General features: G+C 73.9%; 10 protein-coding genes, 1 tRNA gene and 1 riboswitch. Of the genes, 9 read left to right on the top strand and 2 right to left on the bottom strand.

Annotated features, from left to right (window positions below; genetic code table 11):
• Window positions 1–286: 286 nt before the first annotated feature.
• The gene (locus tag MCM47_RS18865; RefSeq protein WP_238862818.1) at window positions 287–1,759 is read left to right on the top strand and encodes an NAD-dependent malic enzyme; all 1,473 of its coding nucleotides are present in this window, start codon (window positions 287–289) and stop codon (window positions 1,757–1,759) included.
• A gap of 510 nt (window positions 1,760–2,269) precedes the next feature.
• Window positions 2,270–2,551, top strand: coding sequence for an HU family DNA-binding protein (locus MCM47_RS18860; protein ID WP_030059737.1), 282 nt, complete (start codon window positions 2,270–2,272; stop codon window positions 2,549–2,551).
• A gap of 73 nt (window positions 2,552–2,624) precedes the next feature.
• Here MCM47_RS18860 and murA read toward each other — a convergent pair whose 3' ends face one another.
• On the bottom strand, window positions 2,625–3,965 hold the full coding sequence (murA, locus tag MCM47_RS18855) for a UDP-N-acetylglucosamine 1-carboxyvinyltransferase (protein WP_238862817.1): 1,341 nt from the start codon (window positions 3,963–3,965) through the stop codon (window positions 2,625–2,627).
• A 314-nt stretch (window positions 3,966–4,279) separates the two neighbouring features.
• Between murA and MCM47_RS18850 the strand changes: the two genes are divergently transcribed.
• The 6 genes from MCM47_RS18850 (at window position 4,280) to MCM47_RS18820 (ending at window position 11,978) form a co-directional block, all read left to right on the top strand.
• Window positions 4,280–4,864, top strand: a complete 585-nt coding sequence (locus tag MCM47_RS18850; protein WP_238862816.1) for a YqgE/AlgH family protein — start codon at window positions 4,280–4,282, stop codon at window positions 4,862–4,864.
• A 110-nt stretch (window positions 4,865–4,974) separates the two neighbouring features.
• A complete protein-coding gene (locus MCM47_RS18845) occupies window positions 4,975–5,250 on the top strand; it encodes a DUF3039 domain-containing protein (RefSeq protein ID WP_238862815.1) in 276 nt (91 codons plus the stop codon).
• An 87-nt stretch (window positions 5,251–5,337) separates the two neighbouring features.
• A complete protein-coding gene (locus MCM47_RS18840) occupies window positions 5,338–7,014 on the top strand; it encodes a beta-N-acetylhexosaminidase (RefSeq protein WP_238862814.1) in 1,677 nt (558 codons plus the stop codon).
• Between the two features lie 319 nt (window positions 7,015–7,333).
• Window positions 7,334–8,200 carry a xanthine dehydrogenase family protein subunit M gene (locus tag MCM47_RS18835; protein ID WP_238863028.1) on the top strand — a complete coding sequence of 289 codons (867 nt, stop codon included), beginning with the start codon at window positions 7,334–7,336 and terminating at the stop codon, window positions 8,198–8,200.
• The gene (locus MCM47_RS44035) at window positions 8,197–9,654 is read left to right on the top strand and encodes a 2Fe-2S iron-sulfur cluster-binding protein (protein WP_374209163.1); all 1,458 of its coding nucleotides are present in this window, start codon (window positions 8,197–8,199) and stop codon (window positions 9,652–9,654) included. Before MCM47_RS18835 ends, MCM47_RS44035 begins: the two co-directional genes overlap by 4 nt.
• Complete coding sequence (locus tag MCM47_RS18820) at window positions 9,651–11,978, top strand: xanthine dehydrogenase family protein molybdopterin-binding subunit (RefSeq protein WP_238862813.1); 2,328 nt, start codon at window positions 9,651–9,653, stop codon at window positions 11,976–11,978. The genes MCM47_RS44035 and MCM47_RS18820 overlap by 4 nt, the downstream gene beginning before the upstream one ends.
• Before the next feature lie 180 nt (window positions 11,979–12,158).
• Here MCM47_RS18820 and MCM47_RS18815 read toward each other — a convergent pair.
• Window positions 12,159–12,233, bottom strand: a tRNA-Cys gene (locus MCM47_RS18815).
• A gap of 284 nt (window positions 12,234–12,517) precedes the next feature.
• A riboswitch (guanidine-III (ykkC-III) riboswitch) is annotated at window positions 12,518–12,583 on the top strand.
• 44 nt (window positions 12,584–12,627) lie between these two features.
• On the opposite strand from MCM47_RS18815, the gene MCM47_RS18810 reads away from it, so the two are divergent.
• Window positions 12,628–12,942, top strand: coding sequence for a multidrug efflux SMR transporter (locus tag MCM47_RS18810; protein WP_238862812.1), 315 nt, complete (start codon window positions 12,628–12,630; stop codon window positions 12,940–12,942).
• Window positions 12,943–13,011 lie beyond the last annotated feature (69 nt).

Genomic DNA, 13,011 nt, shown 5'->3' with positions numbered 1-13,011 from the left:
CGGTGAGGGGCCTTCAGACGTTTGATGACACCGACCCGCCATGCTCGCCTCGCGGCAAGTGGTCCCTCGAAGGGACGAAGGTTGGGCCCGGGGGCTTGGATCGAGCCGGTGTCCCGTCCAATGTAACGCATCGGCCCGGAGAGGCAAGAAGTTGTCGGATCCGCACACTCAATGAACGTTATTTCTGGCTATCGCTTGGAAGGTGCGACGATCGAGGTCTAGCATGCGCAGGCGATGCCTTCAACAAAATGTTGAGCCTGCCGATGGACGGAAGAAGGAAGCGTCGATGGCGACGGTGCCCAGTGTCTCCAACTCGATCACGGTGCGGCTCGAGGTCCCGGCCCGGGGCAACGCCGTCAGTGCGATCACCACGGCGGTCGAGTCCTCGGGCGGTTCGGTCACCGGCCTCGACGTCACCGCCTCCGGCCTGGAGGCGCTGCGGATCGACGTGACGGTCGCGGCCTCGTCCGTCGCCCACGGCGAGGAGATCGTCGAGAAGCTCCGCACCATCGACGGCGTGGCGATCGGCAAGGTCTCCGACCGCACCTTCCTGATGCACCTCGGCGGCAAGATCGAGATGTCCTCGAAGCTGCCGATCCGCAACCGTGACGACCTCAGCATGATCTACACCCCGGGTGTCGCCCGGGTCTGCATGGCGATCGCCGAGAACCCCGAGGACGCCCGCCGCCTCACCATCAAGCGCAACAGCGTCGCCGTGGTCACCGACGGCTCCGCGGTGCTCGGCCTGGGGAACATCGGCCCGGCCGCCGCGCTGCCGGTGATGGAGGGCAAGGCGGCCCTGTTCAAGCGCTTCGCGGGCATCGACGCCTGGCCGATCTGCCTGGACACCCAGGACACCGACGAGATCGTGGCCATCGTCAAGGCGATCGCCCCGGGCTTCGCCGGCATCAACCTGGAGGACATCTCCGCGCCGCGCTGCTTCGAGATCGAGGCGCGGCTGCGCGAGGCGCTGGACATCCCGGTCTTCCACGACGACCAGCACGGCACCGCGATCGTGGTGCTGGCGGCGCTCACCAACGCGCTCAAGGTGGTCGGCAAGCGGATCGGCGACATCCGGGTCGTCATGTCGGGTGCGGGCGCCGCCGGTACCGCGATCCTCAAGCTGCTGCTGGCGGCCGGCGTCGAGCACGCCACCGTCGCGGACGTGCGCGGCGTGGTCCACCAGGGCCGCGACGACCTCAACGAGAACCTGCGCTGGATCGCCGACCACACCAACCGCTCGGGCCGCACCGGCAGCCTCAAGGAAGCCGTGGCGGGCGCCGACGTCTTCATCGGCGTCTCGGCCCCGAACGTGCTGGACGGCGACGACATCGCCACCATGGCGGAGGGTGCGATCGTCTTCGCGCTGGCCAACCCGGACCCGGAGGTCGACCCGGCGGTGGCCCGGCAGACCGCCGCGGTGGTCGCCACCGGCCGCAGCGACTTCCCGAACCAGATCAACAACGTGCTGGTCTTCCCGGGCGTCTTCCGCGGCCTGCTGGATGCCCAGAGCCGGACGGTCAACACCGAGATGATGATCGCCGCCGCCCGGGCGCTGGCCACCACCGTCGCCGACGACGAGCTGAACGCGAACTACATCATCCCCAGCGTCTTCCACAAGGACGTCGCCAAGACGGTGGCCTCCGCCGTCCGCGAGGCCGCGCTGGCGGGTGCTCAGGAGGCCCCCGCGGCGGCCCGTCCGACCCCGGGCATCGTCGGCACGCTCGACACCGCCTCCTTCCCCGCCGTCAAGCTCTGACGGGGGCCCCGCGGCCCGTGTCGCGGATCGACCAAATGTCCGAATAGCGCGCATACCCACCCAGGCCCGCCCCGAACCCTTGCGACACAAGGGCGAGGGGCGTGTTTGGGCTTGTCAGTCCTAGGGCGTACGGTAGCCCTGCACGGGGCAGGCGTGTCCGACAAGTACGGAACGTCCCCCTGGTCTTCCGGCGAGTCGTCCCGACCGCCGTCCGCGCCCGGTCCGCCGGAGCCGACGGAGCGTCACACCTCCAACGGGCGGGCGATGTTCGGGTGGCTCGGTCGGGGCCCGATTGGCTTTCTCGGGGCCGGTCGGGGCAGGATTCGTATCCAGGCGGGCGGGCGGGCCTTCGAAGGCTCCGGCGCGCGGCATCGGGTACGGACCCGGCCTGCGACCACGCATTGCCTTGCATGAGCACAGTGTGCGGACCTGCGGCCCATCCGGGTGCCCCCCGGTGGGAGCACCGATGGGCCCCCGCACACCGCAAGCGAACAGACCACAGGAGTACACATGAACCGCAGTGAGCTGGTGGCCGCGCTGTCCGAGCGCGCCGAGGTGACCCGCAAGGACGCCGACGCCGTTCTGGCCGCCTTCGCCGAGATCGTCGGCGAGGTCGTCGCCAAGGGCGACGAGAAGGTCACCATCCCCGGTTTCCTGACCTTCGAGCGCACCCACCGCGCTGCCCGCACCGCCCGCAACCCGCAGACCGGCGAGCCGATCCAGATCGCCGCCGGCTACAGCGCCAAGGTGAGCGCGGGCTCCAAGCTCAAGGAAGCCGCCAAGGGCGCCTGAGCAACCCCTTGAACGCCGAGAGGCCGGGCTCCCCTTCCGGGGGCCCGGCCTCTCGCCGTGGACCGGGTGCCGGTCAGGCGTCGACCAGCTGCTCGGTGGGCAGCTCGACGTGGGCGCCGAGGTCCCGCAGCTTCTCCATGAAGTTCTCGTAGCCGCGGTTGATCAGGTCGATGCCGTGCACGGTCGAGGTGCCCTCGGCCGCCAGCGCCGCGATCAGGTACGAGAAGCCGCCGCGCAGGTCCGGGATGACCAGCTCGGAGCCGATCAGCTTGGACGGGCCGGAGACGACGGCGGAGTGCAGGAAGTTGCGGGCGCCGAAGCGGCACGGGGTGGCGCCGAGGCACTCGCGGTAGAGCTGGATGTGCGCACCCATCTGGTTCAGCGCGCCGGTGAAGCCGAGCCGCGACTCGTACACCGTCTCGTGCACGATGGACAGGCCGGTCGCCTGGGTCAGCGCGACCACCAGCGGCTGCTGCCAGTCGGTCTGGAAGCCGGGGTGGACGTCGGTCTCCAGCGCGATCGCCTTGAGCTCGCCGCCCGGGTGCCAGAACCGGATGCCCTCGTCGTCCACCTCGAAGGCGCCGCCGACCTTCCGGAAGGTGTTGAGGAAGGTCATCATCTCCAGCTGGCGGGCGCCGCGGACGTAGATGTCGCCCTTGGTGGCCAGGGCCGCGCAGGCCCAGGAGGCGGATTCCAGGCGGTCCGGCAGCGCGCGGTGGGTGTAGCCGCCCAGCTCGTCGACGCCGGTGATCAGGATGGTCCGGTCGGTGCCCATGGAGATGATCGCGCCCATCTTCTGCAGGACGCAGATCAGGTCGACGATCTCCGGCTCGATGGCCGCGTTGCGCAGCTCGGTGACGCCCTCGGCGAGGACGGCGGTGAGCAGCACCTGCTCGGTGGCCCCGACCGACGGGTACGGAAGCTCGATCCGGGTGCCGCGCAGCCGCTGCGTGGCGACCAGGTAGGTGCCCTGCGGGTGCTTCTCGATGGTGGCGCCGAACTGGCGGAGCACCTCGAAGTGGAAGTCGACCGGGCGGCCGCCGATGTCGCAGCCGCCCAGGCCGGGGATGAAGGCGTGGCCGAGGCGGTGCAGCAGCGGGCCGCAGAACAGGATCGGGATGCGCGAGGAGCCGGCGTGCGCGTCGATGTCCGCGACGTTGGCGCTCTCCACGTGGGACGGGTCGAGGATCAGCTCGCCGTCCTCGTCACCGGTGCGCACGGTCACGCCGTGCAGCTGGAGCAGTCCGCGGACCACCTTGACGTCGCGGATGTCCGGGACGTTGCGCAGTCTGCTGGGGCCCTGCCCGAGGAGGGCGGCGACCATGGCCTTGGGGACCAGGTTCTTCGCACCACGGACGCGGATTTCGCCTTCGAGCGGGTTTCCGCCGTGGACCAGCAGGACGTCGTCGGTCATCGTTCTCGCAATCCGGGGTGCCAGAGGAGTGGGTGGGGCTCCGGAACGGGAGCCGGGCGGTGGACCGGTCGTACGGGCGCGTTCGGGCCCCCGGCGTGACCGAGTCGGCACCGTATAAGGGCGTCCACCACCAGTAGATGGTAGTGGGCGTCCAGGTGGTTCCCGTGAGCCTCTCCCGTGATGGTGCTCCCGCCGGGTGGTGTCGCGCCCGCCGGTGCGTCCGTACGGGTGTTCGCGCGGCGTGGCGGCGGCGGTCCGGACGGCCTTCGTGTTGCGGTGTCCGCCCCCGGCCGTTCTGCGGGATCATGTGAGGCATGACGGCGGCCCATTCGCACGGAGACCGGTCCCACACCGGCCGTTTGCTCGTCGCGACCCCCGTGCTCACCGACCCGAACTTCGCCCGGGCGGTGGTGCTCCTCCTCGACCACGACGCCGAGGGGGCGCTCGGTGTCGTCCTGAACAGACCGACCCCGGTCGAGGTGGGCAGCGTGCTGGACGGCTGGGGCGGGCTGGTCGGCCAGCCGGCCGTGGTGTTCCAGGGCGGCCCGGTGGCGCTGGACTCGGCGCTGGGCCTGGCGGTGGCGCCGGGTGAGCCGGGGACCGTCGAGCCGCTCGGCTGGCGGCGGGTGCACGGCGCGATCGGCCTGGTCGACCTGGAGGCGCCGCCCGAGGTGCTGGCCGGCGAGCTGGGCGGGTTGCGGATCTTCGCCGGGTACGCGGGCTGGTCGCCGGGGCAGCTGGAGGCGGAGATCTCCTCCGGCGCCTGGTACCTGGTCGACTGCGAGCCGGGCGACATCTCCAGCCCGGAGCCGGAGCGGCTCTGGCGCTCGGTGCTCCGCCGTCAGCGCGGCCCGCTGGCGCTCCTGGCGACGTACCCGGACGACCCCACGCTGAACTGACCCCGGACGTCGCCGGCGGGCCGTCGCCCCCGCCGGCCCGGGGCCGCGGCGACCGGCCGCCGGGGCCGACACTGGCCCGGTTTCCCGGAGCGCCCATAGACTTGGCACTCATGAGCACTCTTGAGCCCGAGCGCGGCCTCGGCACCGGCACCCTGGTCGAGCCCGTCCCGCAGGTGTCCCACGGGGACGGCGACCACGAGCGCTTCGCGCACTACGTCCAGAAGGACAAGATCATGGAGAGCGCGCTCTCCGGGTCTCCGGTGGTGGCGCTCTGCGGCAAGGTGTGGGTCCCCGGGCGCGACCCGAAGAAGTACCCGGTCTGCCCGATGTGCAAGGAGATCTACGACGGCATCGGCAAGCCGCAGGGCGGCGACGGCGACAAGTAGCGGACCGGCCGGCCCGGACCGTTCCGCATCGCGACACGTTCGCGAATTGGTCTATGCCAATTGACGGTGCGGGGGCAGGATGACGGCATGGACCTCATCCCCGCCCCCCTGGGCTCCGTCCGCCTCCCCGACCGGGACTTCCCGCTCGACCGCGCCACCACCCTCACCGCCCCGCCCGCCCTGGCCGGGGCGGAGCGGTGGCTGCGGTCCGTGCTGACCGCCGCGACCGGCCTGCCGCTCAACCCCGGGCGGCCCGGGGAGGGCATCGAGCTGGTCCACGACGAGGCCCTGGCCGGCGAGGCGTACCGGCTCTCGGTGCGCCCGGGCCGTGCCGTGATCACCGCCGGCGGCCCGGCCGGCGCGCTCTGGGGTGCCCAGACGCTGCGCCGGCTGCTCGGCCCGGACGCCTACCGGCGGGCGCCGCTGCGCGACGGCGGCTGGGTGCTCCCCGGCGCCGACATCGAGGACGCCCCGCGCTTCGGCTGGCGCGGCGCGCTGCTGGACGTGGCCCGGCACTTCCTGCCCAAGGCCGACGTGCTGCGCTTCGTCGACCAGCTCTCCGCCCACAAGCTCAACGTGCTGCACCTGCACCTGACCGACGACCAGGGCTGGCGGGTGGAGATCAAGCGCTACCCGCGGCTCACCGAGCGGGCCTCGTGGCGCGAGCGCTCGATGGTCGGCTACCGGGCCGGGCAGCGTCGCGACGACCGGCCGCACGGCGGCTTCTACACCCAGGACGACCTGCGCGAGATCGTCGCGTACGCCGCCGAGCGGGCGGTCACCGTCGTCCCGGAGATCGACCTGCCGGGCCACACCCAGGCGGCCGTCGCCGCCTACCCGGAGCTGGGGAACACCGACGTGGTGGACACCGCGGCGCTGGGCGTCTGGACCGACTGGGGCGTCAGCCACCACGTGCTCAACCCCTCCGAGGCCACCCTGCGCTTCTTCGAGGGCGTGCTGGAGGAGGTCCTGGAGGTCTTCCCGTCCGAGTTCATCCACCTCGGCGGCGACGAGTGCCCGAAGGAGCAGTGGAAGGAGAGCCCGGCCGCGCAGGCGCGGATCCGGGAGCTGGGCCTGGCCAACGAGGACGAGCTCCAGAGCCACCTGATCCGGCACTTCGACCGCTGGCTGGCCGACCGCGGCCGCCGGCTGATCGGCTGGGACGAGATCCTGGAGGGCTGGCCGGCCGTCGCGGCCCCGCCGGCGGGCGGCGCGGCGGTGCCGGCCGCCGAGCGCCCCGGGGCGGGGTGGCGCTCGCGCGCGGCGGTCTCGTCCTGGCGGGGCTTCGGCGGCGGGATCGCGGCCGCGCGGGCCGGGCACGACGTGGTGATGTGCCCGGAGCAGCACGTCTACCTCGACCACCGGCAGGCCGACGGCCCGGACGAGCCGATCCCGGTCGGCTTCGTACGGACCCTGGAGGACGTCTACCGCTTCGAGCCGGTGCCGGCCGAGCTGGACGCGGCCGCGGCCCGGCGGGTGATCGGCACCCAGGCCAACCTGTGGAGCGAGTTCACGGACAGTGCCCGGGACATCGACTACCGGGCCTTCCCCCGGCTCGCCGCCTTCGCCGAGGTCGCCTGGTCCGCCCTGCCCGCCGACCCGGCCGCGCGGGACTTCGCCGGCTTCGAGCGCCGGATGGTCTCCCACCTGGAGGTGCTGGACGCGCTCGGGGTGGAGTACCGCCCGGCCGGTGGACCGCACCCCTGGCAGAGGTGGCCCGGCGTGGCCGGCCGGCCGATCGACGGGCCGCCGCCGGCGGTCTGACCCCGGCCCGATCGTGGCGGCGAGGGGCCGGGGGAACTTCTGAGCGGCCGTCGGACGTCAAGAACAGATGAACATCTGCTCCGGTCCGGTCCGGATCGGAGCAGATACCGCCCGGTATCCGTCCCAATCGGGCAGTCCCGTTCGCCGGCCCCGAAGTGATCATCGAGCATTGTGTGCCAGAGTTGCCCAACCCGGCCCGATCGCCCGTACCCTACGGGCCAGGCCGGGCTGCCGACGCGGACACCCGGCCGAGGGCCGCGGGCGGCAGGCGATCGATGAGCAAGTGGAGCACGGTGGGACCCAGGTGAACCGGACGATCATGCTGCCGGCCTCCCTCGACGAGGCCGTCGACGCGCTGGCCGCTCACCCGGCCGCGGTGCCGGTGGCCGGCGCCACCGACCTGATGGAGGCCGTCAACGCCGGACGCCTCCGCCCCGCCGCCCTGATCGGCCTCGGCCGGATCACCGAACTGCGCGGCTGGCGCTACGAGGACGGCGGCACCGCCGTGCTCGGCGCCGGGCTCACCCACGCCAGGATGGACCGCCCGGACTTCGCCGCCCTCATCCCCGCCCTCGCCGACGCCGCCCGCACCGCCGGCCCCCCGCAGGTGCGCAACGTCGGCACCCTCGGCGGCAACATCGCCACCGCCGCCCCGGCCGGCGACACCCTCCCGGTGCTCGCCGCCCTGGAGGCCACCGTCACCCTCGCCCGGGCCGGCGCCAGCCGCGAGGTCCCGGTCAGCCACCTGCTCACCGGCCTCGACCCGCTGCGCCCGGGCGAGCTGCTCACCTGGGTGCGCGTCCCGCTGCTGCACGCCCCGCAGGTCTTCCTCAAGGCCACCGGCCGCAGCGGCCCGGCCCGCGCCACCGCCTCGGTCGCCCTCGTCCTCGACCCCGCCCGGCGCGCCGTGCGCTGCGCCGTCGGCGCCGTCGCCCCGGTGCCGCTGCGCCCGCTGGAGGCCGAGGCCTGGGTGGCCGGCTGCATCGACTGGGACGGCAGCCGGGAGATCGACCCCGCCGCGACGGCCGCCTTCGGCGAGTACGTGGCCGCCGCCTGCGTCCCGGACGCCTACGGCGCCGAGGGTTCCTGGGAGGCCGCGACCGAGGGGCCGAGCGCGGCCGCCGTCCGGCTGCGGCGTACCGTATCGGTGCTGGCCCGCCGGGCACTGGGAAGGGCGCTGAAGTGACCACTGACCCCATCGAGACCCTCGACGCGGGCGCGTTCGACCACGCGCCGCAGGTCAGCCGCGAGCTGCGCCCCTGCGCCTCGTACACCCTGCGGGTCAACGGTTTCGAGCGGCCCGTCACCGACGCCTGGATCGGCGAGAGCCTGCTCTACGTGCTGCGCGAGCGGCTCGGCCTGGCCGGCGCCAAGGACGGCTGCGAGCAGGGCGAGTGCGGCGCCTGCTCGGTGCAGGTGGACGGCCAGCTGGTGGCCGGCTGCCTCGTCCCGGCCGCGCTGGCGGCGGACAGCGAGATCAACACCGTCGAGGGTCTGTCGGCCGGCGGCGGCGCCAGCGACGTCCAGCAGGCGCTGGCCGAGTCCGGCGCGGTGCAGTGCGGCTACTGCGCTCCCGGCATGGCGATGGCCGTGCACGACCTGCTGCAGCGCAACCACCGGCCCACCGAGGTGGAGGCCCGGCAGGCGCTCTGCGGCAACCTCTGCCGCTGCACCGGCTACCGGGGGGTGCTGGCCGCGGTGCAGAACGTCGCCGACGCCCGCGCGGTCGAGGCCGAGGAGGCCGAGGCGGCGCTCGCCGCGGAGGCGGCCGCCGAGGGCGCCGACCCCGCTGCCGCCGCTGCCGCACCGGAGGAGCCGGAGCAGCCGGCCGACCCGCCGGTGTACACCGACGAGGACGCCTGGATCGAGCACGTCCCGCAGCCGCCGGCCGAGGAGACCCCGACCACCGCGGGCACCGGCGTCGGCGTCGGCATGCAGTACGGCACCCCCGACGGCCTCGGCGGGTACGACACCGGCGTCTACGACACCGGGGTGCTGCCGCAGGTGCACGGCATCCCGGCCCAGGGCGGCGACCCCTCCGGCTACTACCCGCAGCCCGGCTTCCCGGAGCAGGCCGGCTTCCCCGACCAGCAGGGCTACGCCGAGCAGGCAGGCTACCCCGACCAGCAGGGCTACCCCGAGCAGGCCGGCTACCCGGAGCAGGCCGGCTACGCGCCGGCCGGGCCCGGCGGCACCCCGGCCCACGGCACCTACCTGCCCGGCGGCGGGCCGGAGGGCGGCTACCCGGACCAGGGCTACCCGCAGCAGCCCGGCTACGACGCCTCGCCCTACGACGGCCCGGTGTACGAGCCGACCCCGGCCCACGGCACCCCGGCCCACGGCACCCCGGCCCACGGCACCCCGGCCCACGGCACCCCGGCCCACGGCACCCCGGCCCACGGCACCCCGGCCCCGGGCCCCGAGGGCGCGGCCTTCGACGGCTCCGCCTTCACCGGCGCCGCGTTCGACGGCACCGGGTACGACGGCACCGGGTACGACGTCACGCCCGCGCACGGCACGCCGTACGTCACTGCGCCCCCGTCCGGCGCCCCGGCCGAGGGCACCGCCCCCGCCGGCATCCCGTACGGCGCCACCCCCGCTCACGGCATCCGGCTCCCCGAGGACGACCACGCATCATGACGTCGCCTACCGACATCGGCGCAGCACCCCAGCAGGACGGCGGCGAGGGCGGCGCACCGGAGCCGTTCGGGCTCGGCAGCTCCCCGCTGCGCAGCGACGCGCTGCCCAAGGCGCTCGGCATCTACCCGTACGCCGCCGACCTCTGGGCCGAGGGCCTGCTCTGGGGTGCGGTGCTGCGCTCGCCGCACCCGCACGCCCGGATCAGGGGCATCGACACCTCCGCCGCGCTCGCCCTGCCCGGCGTGCACGCCGTGGTGACCGCCGCCGACCTGCCGGAAGGCCCGGACGGCAGCCACGACGGTGCCCCGGCCGGACCGGTCGTCGCCGACCGGCCGATCCTGGCCGCCGGGGTGGTCCGCCACCACGGCGAGCCGGTCGCGGCGGTCGCCGCCGACCACCCGGACACCGCCCGCCTCGCCGTCGGTCTGATCGCCGTCGACTACGAGCCGCTGGAGGCCGTCACCGACCCCGAGCAGGCCTTCACCGCCGCGCCGCTGCATCCGGACGGCAACCTGTTCCGGCATCTGCCGCTGCGCACCGGGGACCCCGAGGCGGTCGGCGAGATCGTGGTCGAGGGCCTCTACCAGGTCGGCCGGCAGGACCCGGCGCCGCTCGGTGCCGAGGCCGGCCTCGCCGTGCCGCGCCCGGACGGCGGCGTGGAACTGCACCTGTCCTCCACCGACCCGCACGGCGACCGCGACCGCACCGCCGGTTGCCTCGGTCTGGAGCCGGACCGGGTCCGGCTGGTGGTCACCGGCGTGCCCGGGGCCACCTCCGACCGCGAGGACCTCTCCTTCCAGGTCACCCTGGCGCTGCTGGCGCTGCGCACCGGGCGGCCGGTGAAGATGACCCTCACCCGCGAGGAGTCCTTCCACACCCACACCTCGCGCCACCCCGCCCTGCTGCGCTACCGCCACCACGCCGACGCCGAGGGCAAGCTGGTCAAGGTCGAGGCGCAGATCCTGCTGGACGGCGGCGCGTACGCGGACGTCTCGGCCGAGGCGCTGGCCGCCGCCACCGCGTTCTCGGTCGGCCCCTACGTCTGCCCGAACGTCTTCGTGGACGCCTGGGCGGTGCGCACCAACAACCCGCCGGCCGGCCGGATGCGCGGCGAGGGCGCCCTGCAGGCGTGCTTCGCCTACGAGTCGCAGCTCGACCAGCTGGCCGCCCGGGTCGGTGTGGACCCGGTGGAGATCCGCCGCCGCAACGCGATGGCCACCGGCGACCCGATGCCCACCGGACAGGCCGTCACCTGCCCCGCGCCGGTGGCCGCACTGCTGGACGCGGTCTCCTCCGAGCCGCTGCCCGCGCTCCCGGTGGACGACCCGGACGCCGAGTGGCTGCTGCCGGGCGGTCCGGGCGGCGCCGGCGACCCGGCGGCGGTCCGGCGCGGCATCGGCTACGCGGTGGGCATGGTGCACATGCTGGGGGCCGAGGGCGAGGACGAGGTCTCGACCGCGACGGTCCGGGTCAGCGGCGACCACGCCACGGTGATCTGCGCCGCCGTCGACTCCGGCCAGGGCTTCGCCACGCTGGCCCGGCAGATCGTGCAGTCGGTGCTGGGCGTCAGCGAGGTCTACATCGCTCCGGCCGACAGCGACCAGTCGATCGCCGGCCCCTCCGCGCGCGGCCGGCACACCTGGGTCTCCGGCGGTGCGGTGGAGCGGGCCGCGTTGATGGTCCGCCACCAGCTGCTGCAGCCGATCGCCGCCAACTTCGGGATGTCGGCCGAGCTGCTGCAGATCGCCGACGGCAAGATCACGTCCTACGACGGGGTGCTCGGCATGCCGGTCGCCGAGGCGCTGGAGGGCAAGGAGCTCTGGGCGACCGCCCAGTGCCGGCCGCACCCGACCGAGCCGCTGGACGAGGCCGGCCAGGGCGACGCCTTCGTCTCCATCGCCTTCTGCGCGATGCGGGCGGTGGTGGACGTGGACATCGAGCTCGGTGCGGTGCGGGTGGTGGACGTGACGGTCGCCCAGGACGTCGGCCGGGCGCTCAACCCGCGTCAGATCGAGGACCGCATCGAGGCGGGTGTCGCCCAGGGCGTCGGCCTGGCCCTGCTGGAGGAGCTGCGCACCGAGGGCGGCCTGCTGGTCAACCCCTCGCTGACCGGCTACCGGATGCCGACCTCGCTGGACACGCCGGAGGTGCGGATCGCGGCCCTGCTGGAGGAGCGGGACGTGGTGGCCACCTTCGGCGCCAAGGCGGTCAGCGCGGTTCCGGCCGTGGTCGCCCCGGCGGCGGTGGCGGCGGCGGTCCGCGCGGCCACCGGGCTGCCCGTCGGCCGCCTGCCGATCCGGCCCGAGGACGCCGTCACGGCCTGAGCGTGCCGGGCCGGGTGCAACCGCGCCCGGCCCGCAACCGCTCCCGGCGGCCCGCAACCGCTTCCGGCGGCCCGTAACCGCGCCCGGCCCGCTTTCGGACGGCCGGTGCGGGAATTCCTGGTCGATTGCACGACGAATTGCCGGTCGGCGCATTTCGCGCCGACCGGCAATTCGCTTTCGTGGAGGCCATGACGGGATTCGAACCCGTGTAAACCGCTTTGCAGGCGGTCCCCTGAACCACTCGGGCACACGGCCGTGGGGTAGAGCTGGGGTAGAGCTGGGTGTGTGGAGCCGGGCCGGAAGCGGCCCGAGGAGCTGGACTGCGGGCGCGTTCAGGCGCAGCGGCAGCAGCGACAGGTGCGACAACAGCGGGGAGCCGCGGCACAGGTGCGGGGCGCAGCGGGGGCCACCGTCTTCCTGTCCATTTCCGACTCCTGTCGTCGTCCGCCGTGTTGGTGAATTCATCTTCGCGGACGCCGCGGCGGACCGTCAATATCCCTTTGTAAATTCTGCATGGCGGGCTGTGCTACGGTCGAAGACAGGTGGCCCCGATCCGGCCGCCCCGGACGAGCGCGTCGTACCCGGTGACGACAAGACGGCGCAGTACAGCGGCAACCCGGCCGCTGCTGACTGCGGAGGTCCGATCGCCATGGCGTGGCTCGTTCTGATCGTCTCGGGTGTCCTGGAGACCGTCTGGGCGGTGGCCCTGGAGTCCTCCAAGGGCTTCTCCCGGCTCGTCCCCACCCTCGTCTTCGGCGTCGCGCTGGCCCTGAGCATGGGCGGCCTGGCGTACGCGATGCGCTCGATCCCGATCGGCACCGGCTATGCGGTCTGGGTCGGCATCGGCGCGGTCGGCACGGCGCTGTACGGGATGGCGGTGCTGGGCGACGCCGCCACCGTGGCGCGGATCGGCTGCCTGCTGCTGATCGTCTCCGGCGTGGTGGGCCTCAAGGCGCTGCACTGACCCGGCGGCCGGCCCCGGCCCGCGCGGGCGAACGCCGTGCCCCGGCCCGGGCGGGGAGTCGATCAAGCC

The organism is Kitasatospora sp. A2-31, from assembly GCF_022288725.1.
Taxonomy (GTDB): Bacteria; Actinomycetota; Actinomycetes; order Streptomycetales; family Streptomycetaceae; genus Kitasatospora.
Note: the sequence above shows the minus strand (reverse complement) of the source record. Positions and strands in the feature narration are given on the sequence as shown.